Below are 21,950 nucleotides of genomic sequence, written 5' to 3'. Positions count from 1 at the left end.
CTGCAGCTACCGCTGACAAGCCAATTATGGAGCTGTCGGGTATTATTCGAGAGTTTGCTGCCGGCGAGCAAACCATTCGCGTATTGCACGAGGTTAATTTAACGATTAATCAAGGTGAAATGGTCGCGATTATCGGGCAATCTGGCTCTGGTAAGTCTACTCTAATGAATATCTTGGGTTGCTTAGATCAGGCGACAGCAGGTGACTATAAGATTTATGGCCAATCAGCAAACAAGCTAGAGGCAGATGAATTGGCTGAGTTACGCCGAGAGCATTTTGGCTTTATCTTTCAGCGCTACCACCTACTTGGTGACATTAGCGCTAAAGATAACGTTGCCGTCCCTGCCGTGTATGCTGGTATGAATACTGAGGCACGAATCAATCGCGCAGAAAAGCTCTTGACCGATCTAGGTCTTGGTGAAAAGGTAAATAATCGTCCTAGCCAGCTCTCAGGCGGCCAACAGCAGCGTGTTTCTGTTGCTCGCGCCTTGATGAATGGTGGCGATGTCATCTTAGCTGATGAGCCAACTGGCGCACTAGATAGCAAATCTGGCGAAGATGTGATGGCGATCTTACATGATCTAAATGCTAAAGGTCATACCATTATCATGGTCACTCATGATCCCAAACTTGCCGCACAAGCCGAACGGGTTATTGAGTTAAAAGATGGCTACGTCATTGCAGATTACAAAACTGAGCATTATAAACCGACAACTCAACACCCAGAATCTATCCTCGGTGGACATCGTAAAAGTGCCTTTGGCAGTTTTGTGGATCGTTTGCTCGAAGCTTTTAAAATGTCCTTACTTGCCATGCGTGCACACAAGATGCGCACCTTGCTGACTATGTTAGGTATTATCATCGGTATCGCTGCGGTTGTGTCTATCGTTGGTCTTGGTCAAGGCTCTCAGCAGCAAATTCTCGCAAATATTAGCTCGCTAGGAACCAATACTATAACAGTGAATGACGGCTACCCTAGAGGCGACCCGCGACGTAAATATAATGACGACAACCTCACACCAGAAGATGCAGAAGCGGTCAGCAGTCAACCGTATGTTATCAATGTGAGCCCTCAAGTCAATACCAGCTCTAGTGTACGCTATCGCAGCGTGCAGGAAGACTCGACCATCAATGGTGTTGGTGAGTATTATCTAGAGGTCACTGGTGAGACGCTGGCATTAGGTCAAGGTTTCGATTCGCAAAGTATCGACCTTCGCAGTCAAGATATTATTATCGATGACAATGCCAAGAGTGCTTTTTTTGCAGATATAGATAACCCTATCGGAGAAGTCATACTCATCGGTAGTGTGCCTGGACGCGTGGTTGGCGTCCTTGAGGCAAGCGACAGTGGCTTTGGACCAAGTAGCACGACACCCGTCATATATATGCCTTATACCACTGTGATGTCACGTATAACTGGTAGTGCAAATATTGATAGTTTTATAGCACTGTTAGATGATAGTGTCTCATCTAGTGTAGCTGAATCAGCTATTTCCGACATAATAGAAGGTCGCCATGGTAAAGATGATTTTAATATTATTAACTCAGATTCTATTCGTCAGACCATTGAATCGACCACAGGTACTATGACACTGCTCATCTCATCGGTTGCTGTTATCTCATTGATCGTTGGTGGTATTGGCGTGATGAATATTATGCTAGTATCGGTCACGGAACGCACTAATGAAATTGGGGTACGTATGGCAGTTGGGGCTCGTCAAAACGATATCATGCAGCAGTTTTTGATAGAAGCCGTACTCGTCTGTATTTTGGGCGGCTTATTAGGTATTGGACTGGCCTTTGCTATCGGTGAAATCATTAATAATTTTGCTGGTGATAGCTTTAAAGTGATTTACTCATCAACCTCTATCATTGCTGCCTTTATTTGTTCAACCTTGATTGGCGTTGTCTTCGGCTTTTTACCAGCACGTAATGCAGCCAAGTTAGATCCTGTTGAAGCACTGTCTAGGGACTAAAACGTCGCGACTGACGTTTTAAATAGGCATTTACTGCCATGAAACAGCCACCAATAAGCCAAATTATATAAAAAAACGCATTTTTTCGCATTAATTGCACTTTTTTTATATTACGGGGTTGTAATTGTCCTGATAGTGTATATAATGTGCTCTCACGTTTAGGGATAGAAATTCTTTAAACGTTGAAACAAACTTAATGCCTCTTTTAATGTTGATTGACCTAATATTAAAAATTAAGTTTAAAGACATTTTTTAGATGTCTAGTTTTAATAAGTTTGCCTTTAAGGAAATTTATCTTGCAGAGTTAAAAAAGCCATGCTTTTTTTATACACTCTTCAGGGCCGATAGCTCAGTTGGTAGAGCAGTTGACTTTTAATCAATTGGTCCCGCGTTCGAGTCGCGGTCGGCCCACCATATTTAGTATTATGCTTGTTATGTACATTGCCCTATCAGGTATTGGCATAATAAGTAACAAAGTTTAAGAAGCTTTCTTTTAGAAAACTTCACCGAATTTACGAAGTTGTAAATTCACTTGCAGAGCTAAAAAAAGCCATGCTTTTTTATACACTCTTCAGGGCCGATAGCTCAGTTGGTAGAGCAGTTGACTTTTAATCAATTGGTCCCGCGTTCGAGTCGCGGTCGGCCCACCATATTTAGAAAGCCCAGTCATTATATTAATAGTGACTGGGCTTTTTTTTGTTTAAAATTTCACTTTATTTTTTACGGTTTCGTTTAAAAATAGTGAAGTCAGCGTCTTTTCGCCACAGTAGCTTATGCTTAATCGTGTCTTTGATCGTCCGTGGATGCTTAGGTGCTTGCGTAATCAGCATATCAAAAGTTGCTGCATCTATTGCCAGCTCACATCCATGTGCCATCATGACCATAGAAGGTTTTAACGCCTTTATTCTTTGTAGTGACTGAATATAGACTTTAGGATCATAAATAGGAAAAGGCGCCACAAACTTATGACGCAGTTTGATAATGAGGTCGGCCGTATAGACTTGCCGACTTGGTACATGAAATAGAGACAAGTCACGATCTGTATGTCCGGGTGTTTCCAGCACTTGCCATTCATCAAATTTCGGCACACTATCCCCATCTTTAACGGTCATATCAGGCGTAAGATGGGCAGGATAATACAGGTTCTTAAGGGAGCGACCTTGACGTCTCGCCACATAATGCGCAAGATTTATATCCACAAAATGCATTGCATGCCCACCGATACCGCTATACCATTGACGCTTTTTTTCTGCTGAAATAATGATACAGCCCGTCTCTTTTCTAAATTGATGAGCGCCCCCTGCATGATCAGGATGCATATGGGTCACCACGACGACTTTTAGATCGCTGATTGGTCGCTGTAACGTCGTTCTAATATAATCTAATACCATCGCTACATCAGGGCGGCAACCACCGTCCAGCAGCATAATTTTATCTGGATATACCGCAAGATAAGTACTTTGGATATATCCTTCTAAACGTACAATTTCACATAAACTCATTTGCATTCCCTGCTACATGCTTGCTCACTGTTATAATATCCCTACTATAGGAGACGCTTTTAACGCGCCTTAATAGAATTTAGTATAACGCCCACCATTCAAATTGTAATGACTTTGAGTGAACGCTTGTGACTATAAATTGCTTTTTTATAAAACTTACAATAAAAAAAACCCAGCGCTAAGGCTGAGTTTTCGTTAAATCGGTAAAATTTTAAAAGTATCAGAAGTTTAAACTTAATACTACCTTATGCCAAATCACGAACCTTTGGCTCACGTTCCCACAGACGAGATTTGGCATTCTCAATAAAAGTATCCAATTCAGCCAGTGGCGTCACGAAACTGTCTTTTTCGATAGGTAATTTACTCAAGATAAATTCGTCAGTTGCGCCGCAATAAGCAATCGCTTTGCAATGACCATACGCATCATTAAACCAATCTAGTGCTGAGCTGTCTTTTGCTAGCTTTTTAGCTTGGTCTGGCATAATGATACTAACGACAGCGTCAAACATCACTGATGGACCGCCAGCGAGACGCTCATCTGCTTGTATGCGAGTGTCGTCATCTAAGACAACTTCTTTATTGGGCGCAACGATTTTCACGCTAGCACCCTGCGCTTTTGCCGCCTCTTCGAACTTTTTGATTTCACTATGCTTAGAGCCTTCAGCGACCAAGATACCAATCAAACGGCCTTTTAAACTCTTAGGCGTTAGACCAATCGTTTGTACTGCTTTCGATGTCGCCATATCCTGTACAGGAGCAGCGGCATCAGCAGGCTCTGGCAGTTCCATACCTAGCGCTTTTGCCACACGATTTGCCAAGTCTTCATCGATATGCGGTAGATGACTCAGCATACGCGTACGTACATGCGCCGTATCTACTTTACCTAGCTCAAAGGCATATGCAGAAGCAATGTGCGCTTGTTCAGCTGGTGTTTGGCTACGATAAAACATCCTCGGTTGACTATAATGATCGGCAAAGCTCTCTGCGCGCACGCGACCTTTCACACCATCATCCAACTGCTCATGGAATGATTCAAAGCCACGCTTGGCGCTTTCGCGCGGTCTAGTCGGATCTAAGCTTTGCGGTTCATAGAGTACACGAGTCTTAGTCACTTGCATCTGCATATGACCATCTTGCTGATTATTGGCAAACGGGCATTTCGGCGCATTGATTGGGATTTGGGCAAAGTTAGGCGAACCTAAACGTGATAACTGCGTGTCTAAATAACTGAACAGACGACCTTGTAATAATGGATCATTACTAAAGTCGATACCTGGTGGCAGATGCGATGGACAGAACGCCACTTGCTCCGTTTCTGCAAAGAAATTATCTGGATAACGGTTTAGCACCATTTTACCAATGATTTTAACGGGCACCATCTCTTCTGGAATCAATTTGGTGGCATCTAGATGATCAAACGGGAATTTATCAGCCTCTTCTTCAGTAAATAGCTGTACGCCAAACTCCCATTCAGGATAGTCGCCATTATTAATGGCTTCAAATAAATCACGGCGATGATAATCAGGGTCAGCGCCTGAGATTTTTACCGCCTCATCCCACGTGGTTGACTGTATACCAAGTACAGGTTTCCAATGGAAACGGACAAAGGTGCTCTTGCCTTCTTTGTTGATTAAACGATAGCTGTGAATACCAAAGCCTTCCATCATGCGTAAACTACGTGGTAGTGCACGATCACTCATCAGCCAAATTAAATTATGCATGGTCTCAGGACTTAATGACACAAAGTCCCAAAAGGTATCGTGCGCTGAAGCGGCTTGCGGAAATCCACGATCTGGTTCTGGTTTGACCGCATGAATGAGGTCTGGAAACTTCATCGCATCTTGAATAAAGAAAATCGGCATGTTGTTACCAACGATGTCCCAATTACCTTCTTCGGTATAAATTTTTACGGCAAAACCACGCACATCACGTGGCGTATCTTTTGAGCCTTTGTTACCTGCAACCGTAGAAAAACGGGTAAATAAAGGCGTCTGTTTACCTGTTTCAGTCAAAATTTTCGCCGTGGTATATTTTTCGAGCGACTCAGTGAGTTCAAAATAACCGTGTGCAGCACTACCACGTGCATGAACGATACGCTCAGGAATACGCTCATGATCAAAATGATGGATTTTTTCTCGTAATACAAAATCCTCTAATAAGGTTGGCCCACGTGCGCCTGCTTTTAGAGAGTTTTGATTGTCAGAGATGACGACACCTTGTTGGGTCGTTAGCACTTTAGTGTCATCCCCTGCGCGCTGGTGAGTCTCACCGCCATTGCCACGTTCCGTATTCATATCTTTAGCGGGGTCAGTATGATCAATATTATTTTTCATTATGCATCCTAGCTAGTAATTAAAAGTAGGCTCTATTTCTTTAGAACCTTTGTATAGAGCTGTCTTTAATATTAGCCAAAAAATATGACTAATTCATGGCACTCCTTGTTGATATTTGGTTAAAGTTTGCAGCCGTGATAAAGCCGTAATTTCAGCGTATTTAAACAGAGCTTCAACGTTGACGATAGATTCTTGTAATGTGGTGATTTTTTAAGGTATGCTCTTATGAAGCATTAAAACAGTTGATAAATAAAATGGGCATGGTTTTAGCCAACTATTTATCTTTTTTATACGATTATAAGGCGACCTACCATGTTATCAACTTCAAAAACTACGTCCAAAAAACCTTATCACTCATTGCTAATAGGTGCGTCAATCGGACTAATGGCACTGACTTTCAGCCAAACGGCTGCCGCCATTACAACCAAAAATATTACCTATACCGTGGATGATCAAGCATACGAAGGCTATTACGCCAAAGCCGACAAGGCTAATGCGCCTTTTATCTTACTCATTCATGATTGGGATGGATTGACAGACTATGAGCGCAAACGTGCTGATATGTTAGCAGGCGAGGGCTACAATGTATTAGCGGCAGACATGTTCGGGCAAGGCGTTCGTCCTACTTCTATTGAAGAAAACAAACGTTTAACTGGAGAATTATACGATGATCGCAATAAAATGCGCCGCATACTTCAAGGTGCGTTGAATGCTGGAAGACTACAAGGTAATGATGTGCGTAAAGGCACTACCATGGGATATTGTTTTGGCGGTACCGCTGCTCTGGAGCTGGCGCGCTCAGGATTTGAGCAAAAAGCATTTGTACCCTTCCATGGTGCCTTTGATATTCCAACGGGTCAAAGTTATGACAAGACAACTGGAGAAATCTTAGTATTCCATGGCTCTGCTGATGAATCTGTCTCTCTAGAGAGCTTCGCAACTTTGGGTAAGACGCTAGAAGCCGCCAACGTACCGCATGAAATGGTGACATACAGTGGTGCACCACATGCCTTTAGCGTGTTCGGCAGTGATAGATATGATGCACGTGCAGATGAGCGCTCATGGAAACGCTATTTGGATTTTTTAGCAAATGAATATAAATAACTTTAATTTATATTTTATAGGAACAGCGACCCTTAATTATTAACCAGCCTATCTCATTGATAAATGAGTCGATTAAAAGCCAAGGAAGCCAATTATGTTATTGAAGAACGACGTATTGCGTGCGCGTGTTAGATTGTTAGGCGCATTTTTAGGTGAGGCCATTTCTCGCCAATCTGGGGAGGACACCCTACGTACTATTGAAACATTACGCAAAGGCTTTATTCAGGAGCGCCGTGAGCATAATCCAGCACACAAACAGCAGCTGATCGATCTTATTGCCTCATTAGACAATCAAACCTTAAAAAACGTCATTCGGGCATTCTCTATTTACTTTTTCCTCGCCAATTTAACGGAAGAAAACTATCTGCGTGAGCAACGCCGTACTATGCGTGCTCAGTCCAATCAAAGCTGGGAAGGATCCTTTCGCCGCACCTTGTTAGAATGCCGTGAGCGGCAAATCGAACCTGCGCAAATCAAAGAGCTTATTGATCACCTTAAATTTATTCCTGTTTTTACGGCTCATCCTACCGAAGCCCGTAGACGCACCACCATGAATATCTTGCAAACCCTCTATGAGCATACCGATGCCATGAGCGACTATCCCGAAGGCAGCCTAGCCTTTATGCAAGCTAAGCAAAAGACGGCTGAAACTATTGATTTGCTATGGTCGTCAGACGAAGTTCGCAGCCGAAAACCGTTGGTTTATGATGAAATAAACAACGGCTTACACTATTTTGATGCCAGCTTATTCACTGCCATTCCCAAAGTATATCGTAATATAAAAGACGCTATCGTCGATATCTATCCTGAGTTAATCGACTACCCTTTACCCGCCTTTGTCAGTTTTGGCTCTTGGATTGGCGGCGATAGAGATGGCAATCCATTCGTCACCCACGAAACCACTGAAATGGCGGTATTGATGCATGCCAATACCGTGCTACGCCATTACCAAGTATTGGTCAGAAAATTGCGTCGTGAGCTGATTCATAGCGATACTATCGTCGATATCGCGCCAGAGATTTATACCCGTATCAAAGACTACAACACACTCGATCAAAAAGTCTTTTGCTACAATCCTGATGATTACAATAATGAGCCGTACCGAAGATTGCTGTCCATTATTCTGGCTAAAATAAAAGCGACCAACCAGCATATCCAAAGTCAAGGCACAGATAAAGAGGCTGCACAAGAGGCTTATTCAACACCGACTGCGTTGTTAGATGATTTACGCCTTATTCGCAAAAGCGTCAATACTCATGACAAAGCGCATGGCGAAGGCTTACTGCTTGATACTATTCGCCTAGTCAAAACCTGTGGATTCCATTTAGCCTCGCTAGATATTCGCCAAGATTCAGGATATCACGGCGAAGTCATTGCAGATATTTTTGCTAGCGCCTCGAATCTGCCCGACTATCGCACCCTCAGCGAAACAGAGCGCCAAGAATGGCTAACCCGTTTGCTAGAAAAGCCAGGTGCACCGCTGATTTATACCGACAACTTAAGCGCGCAAACACACGAACAGCTTGCTCTGATGAATTCAGTCGCTAAACTGCGCAAACTGGTCGGCGACGATACTTTTGGTAGCTATGTAATTTCGATGACCAATAACGCCAGTCAGCTATTAGAAGTGCTGCTACTGATGCGTTTTGCAGGTTTATCGGGTATTGATAAGAACGGGCATTTATTTTCTGCCCTACCAGTTGCGCCACTGTTTGAAACCATCGAAGATTTAAAAAATATCGATAAGATTATGCCAATGGTGTTGGACAATCCGCTATATCGGGAGTTACTTGAGCACTCAGGAAACATTCAAGAGATTATGCTTGGCTACTCAGACTCTTCTAAAGATGGCGGCATTATTACCTCCGCTTGGCAGTTATATAGTGCCCAGCAAACCATCGCCGATATCGCCAATCAATATGGTATCACCACCCGCCTGTTCCATGGTCGTGGTGGTTCCGTCAGTCGTGGTGGTGGCTCAACCCATCAAGCCATCGCTGCTCAGCCTGCTGGCACTTTACATGGACAGATCAAGTTCACCGAACAAGGCGAAGTACTTTACGCCAAGTATGCCAATCCAGATACTGCCGTGTTTGAATTAACCATGGGAATCACGGGGGCGCTCAAAGCCAGCTCGTCACGATTTGTCGAACAACCCAAACAGCTAGATAGCTATGAAGCGTTATTTGCTGATTTGGCAGATGCAGGCGAACAGCAATATCGAGAGCTGACGGATAATACAGAAGGCTTCTATCAGTTTTATTCTGAGGCCACGCCAGTACAAGAGATTTCATTGCTCAATATTGGCTCGCGTCCTGCTCACCGTAAAAAAGGACTGCCGAGCAAATCGACGATTCGGGCGATACCGTGGGTATTTGGCTGGTCATTGGCGCGCTTTACCCTTCCCGCTTGGTATGGCGTGGGCAGTGCTTTAGATAGCGTCAAAAAAGACGAAGCGTTAATGAAAGAGATGAATAAAAACTGGCCATTTTTCAATGTCTTTATCAGTAATATTGAAATGGCTTTTACCAAAGCCGAGATGAATATCGCCCGTGCATACAGTCAACTGTGTAAAGACGAAAGCTTACGTGAGCAAGTCATGCAGGCAGTGATTGATGAGCATGAACTGACGCACGCAGGTCTCAACTCCTTGCTAGCACAAGCGTCTTTACTCTCAAACCAACAAGACTTGGCTCATTCATTAGAATGGCGTAACGCCTATTTAGACCCCATCAACTACATCCAGATTGAGCTACTCAAGCGTATGCGCCAATCCGATAACACTGACAATGACAATCTGGAAAATGACGATAGACCTGCTGTCGAAGATGCATTGATTCGTAGTATCAATGCTTTGGCAGCAGGGCTACGCAATACAGGTTAGTATTTATAAATAGGTTGGTCTTTACAGATTCGAACTTGCATAAAGCTGAGTTGATTCATGGTGCTATCACAGTGAATCAACTCAGCTTTTTACGTTAATAGAGTTTTTCAAATACTAATATTTGATTGTTAGATGGCATCTCATAACGCGTATTTAACGTTAAATGATGTGTATTTGCCAAATCTATAACGTCTTCTAAATGACGGATGCCGCTGTTAGCATCACGCTGCCGTAAGCTATGGTCAAACTGACGATTGCTTGCGCTGCTATAACTGCCATTTTCGTTAAAGGGTCCATAAACGATGAATTTACCCTTTAAAGGTAGAATATCGCCGACCAATTCAAATAACTTGCTCACTAAAGACCATGACATAATATGCAGAGTATTGGCGGTGAATACCGCATCGTAAGGCGCATTGATAGTCTTATTTATCGGTATTGAATCAGACGATACGTCAAAGCTTAGCGGCGCATATAAATTAGGCGCAGGATAAGCAACATGCCAAGCGTTAATAATGGCATGATTGGCGTACACATCACTGGTTTGCCAGTGTAAATGCGTCAAACGCGGCGCAAAATAGATACTATGCTGCCCCGTTCCAGATCCGACTTCTAATACATGAGTAGCGTCTTGCAATTCTTGCTGTAAAACGTCTAAAATCGGCTGCTGATTATTTTCACATGCTTGAGAAAATGGTAGATTAGAAACTATATTACCTAAGTTATCCTTAACCATAAAAACACCTTATTAATAAATGCCCGCTTCTAAGCCAGCTGCCAATGTCATTGCCAGCTCTTCGACTTGCTCAGTAAACACCTTTTGCCAATCACCTTGTAAAATCAGCGCTCCTTGAATCCATTCCCAACGCAATCCAGTGGTAATAGTTTTTATAGCAAGCTTGGTACCCGTACCATCATGACCTGCGCGAATATATAGTGCAAACGGCATACCCTGCTTTTTCTCTAAAACCGGATAATAACAGCGATCAAAGAAATCTTTGGTCAGTCCTGCCATATAGGCCAAATTCTCAGTCGTCCCTAGTAATAGCGCATCTGCTGCCAATACATCTTCAGGCTGGGTGTCCTGTGGGGACTTTAATATGACATTGATATCTAAGTCAGGATGATTAGCACCGTTATAAGCCGCTTGTGCTAATTTTTTGGTATTCGGTGATGGCGCATGAGCGACGATAAGCAAGGTTTTGGTAGCCATATTAATCACCGTTATAGAGGTTAATAGTTCTTGGAATCAATAACTATTAGAATGAATAGTCACTTTTTGAATAATATCAGGATGGATGCTTTTCGCAACCGGACACGTGAGCGCAGTGTTATAGAATATCTTTTGCGTTTTGTCATCTAACTCTTGATTAAAAGTAATCGTAATGTGCACTTCGCTGACGCGTCTTGGATCAGCAGCCATTATTTTGTTCACCTCGCTCGTAGTACCTGCGATATCAATCTCCATATCACGCGCTTTAATACCAATAATCGTCAACATACAACTGGCTAAGCTAGTGGCTAGTAAATCAGTCGGTGAAAACGCTTCGCCTTTGCCTTGATTATCAATTGGCGCATCAGTAATGATTTCATTGTTTGATTGCAAATGAATGGCGCTAGTGCGTAGATCGCCTTGATAGGTTACTTTTGAGGTTGTCATAGGATTTCCTATAGTAGTAGGCAATATTGTGTGGACATTAGATATTGAAATATTTATGATTTTTTAAAAATTTAAGTCTTAGTCTTTAAACTCAATTTTTTTTCAGGCACATGCATCTACAAACCTTTTAACCCAGGTATCTCCTTCTGAAAGCTCTTCCTCTATTCTAGTTAAACAGACTGATTTCAAAGAATTAGCCTCTGCTAAAAACAAATCTACTTGACTAAAATCATTAAGACGAACTGGTGGTAAACTTAGATGATGAAAGTCCATCTTAAAATTACTCCAGTTATTTAACTCATAATTTCTTTGACCAGCTTTTGCTATCATAGAAATGCTTTCTATTTTCGAAGAAGCTGCTATTTCAGAATACTCTAGAAACTCTTTTCTTGATTCATCTTTTAGATCCGCATAATCAACTCCAAGTTTTTGTAGGCTAGCACAAATTAATGAGAAACCTTCATCTAATTTATTAAGCTCCCCATCTGACATCGCACGGCATATGAGATAATATAAAAAACCTGGCTCTAAATACCTTAACCCTTTTTTAACTTTTTCTATATATTCACTTGCTACTTGTGTAGAACCGAATATACTTTCAAAATCACACTCTTCAGCTATTTGTAAATATATTTTAGATGGAGTGTTTAATACAAGACGACAGAGTATCGCGGAAACTTTATAAGCTAAAAATACATCTGGCTCCTTACATTTATTTGCTACAAGATGAGCACAAACTGAATACTCGGTGATATCTTTATTATAGATATAATCAAGAATTTTATTTGTATATAACTTAAGTTCAATAGTCCTTTGATCTTTTTCTAAAAGGCTGATTAGTCCAATATTCTTATTTATCTCCTGTGCCATGGCAGCGCACTCTAATAAAGAAATTGTAGATATTGGTGATCGTACTAAAGCCTCTCCATTTTTATTTAAAAACCAGGTAAATACTATCGGATGATCAGCTACTTCACCAGAACTAGAAAACCTATTACCTATAGATTCACGATAATCCCAAGGTCGACTATCATCTGTAATTTTCGTTTTATCCGTGTAATATTTTGGTAAAAGAGAGAATCTGATTAAATCATGGAATTTTTTAGCGTGATGGAAGTCTTTTTCTTTTCCACCATGAGTCAGATTATCAGCTGTATACGCTTGCGCCATCATACTTAAATATTTTGCACCCCAAATAGTTGAGGAACAATCATAGAAATGAGTATACTCATGAAAGATTAAAGGTATAGCTTTAGACAAGGTATCATAAACATCATGGGACATAGATTCTTTTCTAGAGATACAGTCTTGCAAAGAAATCAAACATTTTTTTACTTTTACCCAACCTTTACTATCAGATGAGTAAAGACTTACTATTGTTGTGGAAAAATCATAGTCACCTAAAACCTCATGTTGACCTTTTGACATAATACTGGGATGTAAGCTGGAAGATGTTGAATTTTTAATTGGCATGATATTTATCTGTAAAATTTATAGGTTAAGTTTTCTATCATATCTGATTGAGACTAATTATGGTTAAGAAAATTAAGTAACTGAATTAATATGAGAACAAAAAAACCATAAACCCCACGCAAAGATAAACCCCCTCCGCTTTCGCGGAGGGGGTTTATCTTTGAATAGAGAGCTGACGATGACCTACTCTCACATGGACGAATCCACACTACCATTGGCGCAATGATGTTTCACTTCTGAGTTCGGGAAGGGATCAGGTGGTGCCATCATGCTATTGTCGTCAGCAAAGGGGGTTAGATATGAGTCTGTTATTTTTATTGTTTGACTATAAGTGTTTAGTTTATGGTCGATCAACTTGTAACCTAACTGAATCAAGGTTAAAGGTGATATCGAAATATTCTTTCTTTTATTCTATAAGCTTTCGCTTATACAAGATAGATTAATTAGAGCTTTCATACAAACCACTTGGGTGTTGTATGGTCAAGCCAAACGAGCAATTAGTACAGGTTAGCTACATGCATCGCTGCACTTCCACACCCTGCCTATCAACGTCGTAGTCTTCAACGGCTCTTTAGGGAAATCTAATCTTGAGGTGGGCTTCCCGCTTAGATGCTTTCAGCGGTTATCCCATCCGAACGTAGCTACCGGGCAATGCCACTGGCGTGACAACCCGAACACCAGAGGTTCGTCCACTCTGGTCCTCTCGTACTAGGAGCAGATCCTCTCAAATTTCCAACGCCCACGGTAGATAGGGACCGAACTGTCTCACGACGTTCTAAACCCAGCTCGCGTACCTCTTTAAATGGCGAACAGCCATACCCTTAGGACCTGCTTCAGCCCTAGGATGAGATGAGCCGACATCGAGGTGCCAAACACCGCCGTCGATATGAACTCTTGGGCGGTATCAGCCTGTTATCCCCAGAGTACCTTTTATCCGTTGAGCGATGGCCCTTCCATACAGAACCACCGGATCACTAAGACCTACTTTCGTACCTGCTCGACTTGTGGGTCTCGCAGTTAAGCGCGCTTTTGCCTTTATACTCTACGACCGATTTCCGACCGGTCTGAGCGCACCTTCGTACTCCTCCGTTACTCTTTAGGAGGAGACCGCCCCAGTCAAACTACCCACCATACATTGTCCTCGGTATTGTTATACCTGAGTTAGAACCCCAACATGACCAGGGTGGTATTTCAAGATTGGCTCCACCGAGACTAGCGTCTCGGCTTCAAAGCCTCCCACCTATCCTGCACAAGTCAGGTCAAAGTTCAATGTAAAGCTGTAGTAAAGGTTCACGGGGTCTTTCCGTCTAGCCGCGGGTACACAGCATCTTCACTGCGATTTCGATTTCACTGAGTCTCTGCTGGAGACAGCGCTGCCATCATTATGTCATTCGTGCAGGTCGGAACTTACCCGACAAGGAATTTCGCTACCTTAGGACCGTTATAGTTACGGCCGCCGTTTACTGGGGCTTCGATCAAGAGCTTCGCTTACGCTAACCCCATCAATTAACCTTCCAGCACCGGGCAGACATCACACCCTATACGTCCACTTTCGTGTTTGCAGAGTGCTGTGTTTTTAATAAACAGTTGCAGCAGCCTGGTATCTGCGACTGCCAACAGCTCAAGGAGCGTGTCCTATCACCATCAGCAGCGTACCTTCTCCCGAAGTTACGGTACCATTTTGCCTAGTTCCTTCAGCAGAGTTCTCTCAAGCGCCTTGGTATTCTCTACCTGATCACCTGTGTCGGTTTAGGGTACGATTCGTTTATAACTATTGCTTAGAAGCTTTTCCTGGAAGCATGGTATTTGCCACTTCACTGTACAAGTACAGCTTGCTATCAGATCTCAGCCATGTTGTAGCCCGGATTTACCTAAGCCACAAGCCTACATCCTTTCACCTGGACAACCAACGCCAGGCTGACATAACCTTCTCCGTCCCTCCATCGCATTATAAACAAGTATCGGAATATTAACCGATTTCCCATCGACTACGCCTTTCGGCCTCGCCTTAGGGGTCGACTCACCCAGCCCCGATTAACGTTGGACTGGAACCCTTGATCTTCCGGCGTGCGAGCTTTTCACTCGCATTATCGTTACTCACGTCAGCATTCGCTCTTGTGATACCTCCAGCATGCCTTACGACACACCTTCACAGGCTTACACAACGCTCCCCTACCACTTGAAAACAAATTCAAATCCGCAGCTTCGGCTCCTAGTTTGAGCCCCGTTACATCTTCCGCGCGGGCCGACTCGACTAGTGAGCTATTACGCTTTCTTTAAAGGATGGCTGCTTCTAAGCCAACCTCCTAGCTGTCTATGCCTTCCCACCTCGTTTCCCACTTAACTAGGAATTTGGGGCCTTAGCTGGCGGTCTGGGTTGTTTCCCTCTCCACAATGGACGTTAGCACCCACTGTGTGTCTCCCGGATATCACTCATCGGTATTCGGAGTTTGCATCGGTTTGGTAAGTCGGTATGACCCCCTAGCCGAAACAGTGCTCTACCCCCAATGGTGTTCGTCCGAGGCGCTACCTAAATAGCTTTCGGGGAGAACCAGCTATCACCGAGTTTGATTAGCCTTTCACCCCTATCCACAAGTCATCCCCTGGCTTTTCAACGACAGTGGGTTCGGTCCTCCGGTGCCTGTTACGGCACTTTCAACCTGCTCATGGATAGATCACTCGGTTTCGGGTCTATACCCTGCAACTAAACGCCCTATTAAGACTCGGTTTCCCTACGGCTCCCCTAAACGGTTAACCTTGCTACAGAATATAAGTCGCTGACCCATTATACAAAAGGTACGCGGTCACCCCAATAAATTAAGGCTCCCACTGCTTGTACGCACACGGTTTCAGGTTCTATTTCACTCCCCTCACAGGGGTTCTTTTCGCCTTTCCCTCACGGTACTGGTTCACTATCGGTCAGTCAGGAGTATTTAGCCTTGGAGGATGGTCCCCCCATCTTCAAACAGGATTTCTCGTGCCCCGCTCTACTTAATATGTTAACGCTAATGTTTCGAATACAGGACTATCACCTACTACGGTCAGCTTTCCCACGCTGTTCTTCTACATTAGCATTAATCGGCTTCTCCCCGTTCGCTCGCCGCTACTAGGGGAATCTCATTTGATGTCTATTCCTAAGGGTACTGAGATGTTTCACTTCCCCTCGTTCGCTTCTTGTACAAGTACAAGATACCTACCTTATGGTAGGTGGGTTTCCCCATTCAGAAATCTCCGGATCACAGGATATTGCCGCCTCCCCGAAGCTTATCGCAGGCTGTCACGTCTTTCATCGCCTCTGACTGCCAAGGCATCCACCATGTGCGCTTCATTACTTGACCATACAACCCCAAGTAGTCTTTCGACTGCTAAGTGTTATAAAGTCTAATTATGATAACGATATCACCTATGTTTATACGCTTGATTCAGTTCTCTTATTACTTTTTTTAATCACTCATCCCTGGGATAACAACTGATGTCGTTAAGAGGTGAGTGATTAAGGTTAAGAGGTGCGCGTGAACACGCTCCTCCTAACCCAGACTCATATCTATGTTTTTAAATAGTCTCTATGCTCTCGTCGAGTCACAGATTCTGTATAAAACAGAAAGAAGTAATCGTGTCTTTATTCAAAGATAAATCACTTGTTTCTATTTATACTATTAGCACTTAAAGCTTATTCGTCTATAGTGGTGGAGCCAAACGGAGTCGAACCGTTGACCTCCTGCGTGCAAGGCAGGCGCTCTACCAACTGAGCTATGGCCCCATTATAAAATGGTGGGTCTAAGTGGACTTGAACCACTGACCCCCGCGTTATCAACACGGTGCTCTAACCAGCTGAGCTACAGACCCAATTACGCTTGTTAAAACGTAAGCTTAAACTAAAGAACAACTTGTTGTGAATTCTTGCTGACCGAATGCCATCTATAAGGAGGTGATCCAGCCGCAGGTTCCCCTACGGCTACCTTGTTACGACTTCACCCCAGTCATCAACCACACCGTGGTGAACGCTCCCCCGAAGGTTAAGCTATCCACTTCTGGTGCAATCAACTCCCATGGTGTGACGGGCGGTGTGTACAAGGCCCGGGAACGTATTCACCGCGGCATTCTGATCCGCGATTACTAGCGATTCCTACTTCATGGAGTCGAGTTGCAGACTCCAATCTGGACTACGATAGGCTTTTTGAGATTCGCATCACATCGCTGTGTAGCTGCCCTCTGTACCTACCATTGTAGCACGTGTGTAGCCCTGGTCGTAAGGGCCATGATGACTTGACGTCGTCCCCGCCTTCCTCCAGTTTGTCACTGGCAGTATCCTTAGAGTTCCCGGCTTAACCCGCTGGTAACTAAGGACAAGGGTTGCGCTCGTTGCGGGACTTAACCCAACATCTCACGACACGAGCTGACGACAGCCATGCAGCACCTGTATTCTAATTCCCGAAGGCACTCCCGCATCTCTGCAGGATTCTAGATATGTCAAGACCAGGTAAGGTTCTTCGCGTTGCATCGAATTAAACCACATGCTCCACCGCTTGTGCGGGCCCCCGTCAATTCATTTGAGTTTTAACCTTGCGGCCGTACTCCCCAGGCGGTCTACTTATTGCGTTAGCTGCGTCACTAAGTCCTCAAGGGACCCAACGACTAGTAGACATCGTTTACGGCGTGGACTACCAGGGTATCTAATCCTGTTTGCTACCCACGCTTTCGAGCCTCAGTGTCAGTATTATGCCAGAAGGCTGCCTTCGCCATCGGTATTCCTCCAGATCTCTACGCATTTCACCGCTACACCTGGAATTCTACCTTCCTCTCACATACTCTAGCTCTACAGTTTCAGATGCAGTTCCCAGGTTAAGCCCGGGGATTTCACATCTGACTTATAGAGCCACCTACGCTCCCTTTACGCCCAGTAATTCCGATTAACGCTTGCACCCTCTGTATTACCGCGGCTGCTGGCACAGAGTTAGCCGGTGCTTATTCTGCAGCTAATGTCATCGTCCATGGGTATTAACCATGGAGTCTTCTTCACTGCTTAAAGTGCTTTACAACCAAAAGGCCTTCTTCACACACGCGGCATGGCTGGATCAGGGTTTCCCCCATTGTCCAATATTCCCCACTGCTGCCTCCCGTAGGAGTCCGGGCCGTGTCTCAGTCCCGGTGTGGCTGATCATCCTCTCAGACCAGCTACAGATCGTCGCCATGGTAGGCCTTTACCCCACCATCTAGCTAATCCGACTTAGGCTCATCTAATAGCGAGAGCAGTAAACTGCCCCCTTTCTCCCGTAGGTCGTATGCGGTATTAATACGAGTTTCCCCGTGCTATCCCCCACTACTAGGTAGATTCCTAAGTATTACTCACCCGTCCGCCGCTCGTCAGCGAGAAGCAAGCTTCTCCTGTTACCGCTCGACTTGCATGTGTTAAGCCTGCCGCCAGCGTTCAATCTGAGCCATGATCAAACTCTTCAGTTTAATCTTGCTATGAAGTCCTTTAAAGAGACTTCTAAACTTGGCTCATCTAATCTGGCAAAATCGCTAAAAATTATGTTCGTAATGAATTAACTTTGAGTTTTTCTGCTGTCTTAAATGATAATTTTTATAGTTAGAATGAACTCCGAAAAGAAGTTAAAACCAACTTTATTTTTTAGCATTCTGAATCAGCAAAAATCCACACAAGTTGTTCTTTAGTTATGCTTTTAAATAGTGCTCAATCACTGTCGTCCAGTAACTGATATATAGGGTAATTCTCTTGCTGTTTAGTCTCAAACCCTTGCGGGTCAAGCTATCTAGCGAGCCGACTATCTTATCATAATGATTTGATTTGTCAAGCTTTTTTATGTTTTGTCTTAGCTTGGTAATCTAAGTGATAAGTTGGTTAACTTACTGCTTAGCTTCCTTTGCTGTGGGGCGTATTATATAGATTCTGAATCTTTAGTCAAGGGCTATTTTATCTTTATTCAAATAAACTTGGTGATTAGACTAAATTGGCAGAATGACTACGCTACTTTTGCTTTAACTGGATGGCAGTGTATGGGGTCTTGAGGCTGGGCTGAGGTAAGCTCGTAAATAAGCATGCTTATTTCATCTCAATCATGTGGGTTTCTTTAACAAGTAGTTATCAATGATCATTATCTAAAAAATGAGTGGTCCTTCTTTATCTTGTCGTGATGAATACACTGATAGCCATTTTGATATATAAAGCGCATAAAAAAAGGAACTTACCCTACGGTAAATTCCTTAATATGACACGAACAGTCAATTCTAAAAATTTGCTTTTGCTTTAATCGTCGTAACAATACCCGACAACGCATAGATAATACCAATGGCTAAAATACCGACAGGTATGTCATAGAGCACAATACTCATAACCAACACACCGATTATTAAAACCACAAAAGGTACTTTCTTTTTATCAAATTCTTTAAAGCTATAGTATTTGACGTTGCTAACCATCAGTAAACCACAAATCACCACCCAAGCGGCGAATAAGAACATGACTGCCGTATCGTACTGCCCGACCCATTCATTATGGTCGACAGCGACCATAACTGCTGCCGTTACTAATATAGCAGCAAGTGGACTGGCCAAACCGACAAAGTATTTTTTATCAACAATACCGACCTGAACGTTAAAACGTGCCAAACGGAAGGCAGCACAGGCAGTAAAGACAAACGCACAGCCCAAGCCAATGCGACCTAACGGCTGCAGCGCAAAACTATAAACTAAGATCGCTGGTGCAACACCAAAAGCCAGCATATCGGCAAGCGAATCATATTGCTCGCCAAACGGGCTTTGCGCATTAAGCATACGCGCCACTCGCCCATCTGCACCGTCGAGAATAGCGGACAAAAAGATGGCTAAAGAAGCTTTGTAGAACTCGCCTTGCGTACTGGCCAAAATCGAGTAAAAGCCAGATAGCAGTGACAAGGTTGTAATTAGGTTTGGCGCTAAATAGACACCGCGACTGACTACTCGCTGCCCTTCAGCAACTTCTGCTTCAATCACTTCAAAGGTCAAGCCATCATAACTCTCATTATCCGCTAAGCGAATATTGAAATCATGCTCATCAACAAAGGGCGGCTGGGCGGCTGCGCTGTCTTGTAACAATCCATCATTTAGAGGCGGATGATTTGATTCGTCTTTAGGTGATTGCACGTTAGTCATCTCAATATCCTTATTTGCCGGCATAGTTATTCACTAACATGGTTATTCGCCGACTAGCCAGCGTACATTGGTTGCGCTATCAGGCGTTAAATCTGGAGCATCAGCCACTTTTAATGCAGGCTGTAAGAAGCGTAATATCTCACGTGCATGATTATCAAATTGCCAAGGTGGATTGATCACCAGTAAACCTGTACCGTTAAGACCAACCGCCACATCATTTGGATAAATATTCAGCTCACAAACCAACTGGCGGCGCATTTCGGTACGCTTCAGTTTTTTGTAAAACAATTCAACTGCTTCAACGTTCTTAATAGGGAACCAAAGCGCATAAGTGCCTTGTGGCCATTTATTATAAGCAGCAACGAGTAGATTTATAAGGCGTGTAAAATCTTTGTGCTCTTGCTCATAAGGCGGATCAAGAAAAATCAGACCGCGCTTTTCTTTTGGTGGAATAACGGCAGTAATACCTTCAAAGGCATCACGATGCTGTATACCGATGGGTAACTTGTGCAACTGATAATTTAGCGCATCATATTCGCTAGCTTTGGCTTCAAAAGCTTCACCGCGCACGCCTGCATCTGGATTTTTCTCGATATGATGGGCAACCCACCAAGGAGAACCAGGATAGACTTTATTGTCATAAGTGAAGCGGGCTTGCTTAATGCCTTCCATATAATCTTTGACAGCAGCGGGTGCCTTGTCAGTATTGGCATTTAGTAACGCTTGAATACCACCTTTGGCCTCACCTGTCTTGCGCGCTTCTTCACTGCTCAGTGAATACAGTCCGCGACCACCATAAGCATCAAGCACATAAAAAGGTTTGTTTTTTTGCCCCAATTGATTAAGGAGTTGTACCAATAAAATGTGTTTAACCACATCAGCAAAGTTACCAGCGTGGTAGGCGTGTTTATAGTTCATAATCTCAAAAGTTTAAATAAGAAAAATTACATCTATGGTAGCATAGGCAGAGTAAAAGATAACGATGGTTTTGGTAAAAAGGCATTGATTGACGCTGTATTGCAAGCGAATTGACTGTTTACTGATAACGGCGAGACGAAATGACAGAGATTATTAGCAATCTTGATGTGACAAAGTTGGTGATTGATCATCCGATAGGAGAAGATAATCCACCATTATTATTTCCTCATAGCGACGACCCAAGCCAAAAACCACTGACTCAGCACGTATTACAACAGTCTGATTTTGATATCAGTTGGCAAGATAAGCTGACTGATACACAACTAGATACATTCGTTGATAATGGTTGGATTATTATTGATGAGGTCTTTGAAACGAAAGCACTGTTAGCCTTGCAAGCAGAGAGTGGTTTTATTGACTATCGTGATGCAGAGCTGACAGCTGGGATTCGTGTCAGTGATATTCGCGGTGATCGCATCCGCTGGATTACGGAAAATTTCTTTGCTGGGTTTTATTATTTGCAAACTATCAATGCGCTTGCTAGCTTATTTAATCGCAGTTTATTTGCCGGTATTCGCCACAGTGAGGCGCATTATGCTTGCTATCCGCTGGGGTTTGGCTACCAATGGCATAGTGACAATCCAGCTGGGCGTGATGAACGCGTTATCTCTGCGGTGTTTTATCTCAATGATGAATGGGAACCAACTGACGGCGGCGCACTAGAAATCATTGATAAACATGGCGTTCATCATAACGTCATGCCTGTCGCCAATAGATTGGTGATATTTGACAGTGACCTACAACATCAAGTACAAATTGCCCATCGTCAGCGTTACTCTATCGCGACGTGGATGCGCCGTGATGGTTTGGTGCCTTTTGTTGAAGACAATATTTAAAACACATTAGCAAGTAACAAGCAACGACTGATTGTATTGTATCGTGGCTGCC

12 protein-coding genes, 4 tRNA genes and 3 rRNA genes are annotated in these 21,950 nt (G+C 43.4%); 6 read left to right on the top strand and 13 right to left on the bottom strand.

Going from position 1 to position 21,950, the window contains the following annotated elements:
* The first annotated feature begins 26 nt into the window (after positions 1–26).
* The 3 genes from JMY05_RS01065 to JMY05_RS01055 all read left to right on the top strand — a co-directional run bounded on the left by JMY05_RS01065 (position 27) and on the right by JMY05_RS01055 (position 2,626).
* Complete coding sequence (locus tag JMY05_RS01065; protein WP_045445145.1) at positions 27–1,976, top strand: MacB family efflux pump subunit; 1,950 nt, start codon at positions 27–29, stop codon at positions 1,974–1,976.
* Between the two features lie 338 nt (positions 1,977–2,314).
* Positions 2,315–2,390 (top strand) — tRNA-Lys (locus JMY05_RS01060).
* 160 nt (positions 2,391–2,550) lie between these two features.
* Positions 2,551–2,626: transfer RNA gene (locus JMY05_RS01055), tRNA-Lys, on the top strand.
* Between the two features lie 63 nt (positions 2,627–2,689).
* Here JMY05_RS01055 and JMY05_RS01050 read toward each other — a convergent pair.
* Positions 2,690–3,478, bottom strand: coding sequence for an MBL fold metallo-hydrolase (locus JMY05_RS01050; protein ID WP_045444715.1), 789 nt, complete (start codon positions 3,476–3,478; stop codon positions 2,690–2,692).
* Between the two features lie 245 nt (positions 3,479–3,723).
* Positions 3,724–5,811 (bottom strand): catalase, encoded by a 2,088-nt coding sequence (locus tag JMY05_RS01045; protein ID WP_045444711.1) that lies wholly within the window; start codon positions 5,809–5,811, stop codon positions 3,724–3,726.
* Positions 5,812–6,123: 312 nt separating this feature from the next.
* On the opposite strand from JMY05_RS01045, the gene JMY05_RS01040 reads away from it, so the two are divergent.
* Both JMY05_RS01040 and ppc read left to right on the top strand, forming a co-directional pair.
* Positions 6,124–6,915, top strand: a complete 792-nt coding sequence (locus JMY05_RS01040; RefSeq protein ID WP_201613926.1) for a dienelactone hydrolase family protein — start codon at positions 6,124–6,126, stop codon at positions 6,913–6,915.
* Positions 6,916–7,009: 94 nt separating this feature from the next.
* On the top strand, positions 7,010–9,799 hold the full coding sequence (gene ppc, locus JMY05_RS01035; RefSeq protein WP_201613925.1) for a phosphoenolpyruvate carboxylase: 2,790 nt from the start codon (positions 7,010–7,012) through the stop codon (positions 9,797–9,799).
* Between the two features lie 94 nt (positions 9,800–9,893).
* On the opposite strand, the gene JMY05_RS01030 is transcribed toward ppc, so the two are convergent.
* From JMY05_RS01030 to JMY05_RS00980, 11 genes are all read right to left on the bottom strand, one after another.
* Positions 9,894–10,535 (bottom strand): DUF938 domain-containing protein, encoded by a 642-nt coding sequence (locus JMY05_RS01030; protein WP_201613924.1) that lies wholly within the window; start codon positions 10,533–10,535, stop codon positions 9,894–9,896.
* Positions 10,536–10,547: 12 nt separating this feature from the next.
* Positions 10,548–11,012 carry a flavodoxin family protein gene (locus tag JMY05_RS01025; RefSeq protein WP_201613923.1) on the bottom strand — a complete coding sequence of 155 codons (465 nt, stop codon included), beginning with the start codon at positions 11,010–11,012 and terminating at the stop codon, positions 10,548–10,550.
* Positions 11,013–11,048: 36 nt separating this feature from the next.
* Positions 11,049–11,459 (bottom strand): OsmC family protein, encoded by a 411-nt coding sequence (locus JMY05_RS01020; RefSeq protein ID WP_201613922.1) that lies wholly within the window; start codon positions 11,457–11,459, stop codon positions 11,049–11,051.
* Between the two features lie 102 nt (positions 11,460–11,561).
* Positions 11,562–12,932 (bottom strand): hypothetical protein, encoded by a 1,371-nt coding sequence (locus JMY05_RS01015; protein ID WP_201613921.1) that lies wholly within the window; start codon positions 12,930–12,932, stop codon positions 11,562–11,564.
* A 170-nt stretch (positions 12,933–13,102) separates the two neighbouring features.
* Positions 13,103–13,217, bottom strand: a 5S ribosomal RNA gene (gene rrf / locus JMY05_RS01010).
* 191 nt (positions 13,218–13,408) lie between these two features.
* Positions 13,409–16,270 (bottom strand): 23S ribosomal RNA (locus JMY05_RS01005).
* A gap of 346 nt (positions 16,271–16,616) precedes the next feature.
* A tRNA-Ala gene (locus tag JMY05_RS01000) sits at positions 16,617–16,692 on the bottom strand.
* Positions 16,693–16,701: 9 nt separating this feature from the next.
* Positions 16,702–16,778: transfer RNA gene (locus JMY05_RS00995), tRNA-Ile, on the bottom strand.
* A gap of 75 nt (positions 16,779–16,853) precedes the next feature.
* Positions 16,854–18,392 (bottom strand): 16S ribosomal RNA (locus tag JMY05_RS00990).
* The 16S, 23S and 5S rRNA genes sit together here with 2 tRNA genes alongside, the layout of an rRNA operon.
* Before the next feature lie 789 nt (positions 18,393–19,181).
* On the bottom strand, positions 19,182–20,084 hold the full coding sequence (gene pssA / locus JMY05_RS00985) for a CDP-diacylglycerol--serine O-phosphatidyltransferase (RefSeq protein WP_227678062.1): 903 nt from the start codon (positions 20,082–20,084) through the stop codon (positions 19,182–19,184).
* A gap of 42 nt (positions 20,085–20,126) precedes the next feature.
* Entirely contained in the window at positions 20,127–21,002 is an 876-nt protein-coding gene (locus tag JMY05_RS00980) for a 23S rRNA (adenine(2030)-N(6))-methyltransferase RlmJ (RefSeq protein WP_045446718.1), read from the bottom strand.
* A 140-nt stretch (positions 21,003–21,142) separates the two neighbouring features.
* Here JMY05_RS00980 and JMY05_RS00975 point away from each other — a divergent pair, with 140 nt between their 5' ends.
* Positions 21,143–21,898, top strand: coding sequence for a 2OG-Fe(II) oxygenase (locus JMY05_RS00975; RefSeq protein WP_045446716.1), 756 nt, complete (start codon positions 21,143–21,145; stop codon positions 21,896–21,898).
* The last annotated feature ends 52 nt before the right edge of the window (positions 21,899–21,950 follow it).

The organism is Psychrobacter sp. JCM 18902 (assembly GCF_904846615.1).
Lineage (GTDB): Bacteria > Pseudomonadota > Gammaproteobacteria > Pseudomonadales > Moraxellaceae > Psychrobacter.
This window is presented reverse-complemented; position numbering and strand designations above follow the sequence as displayed.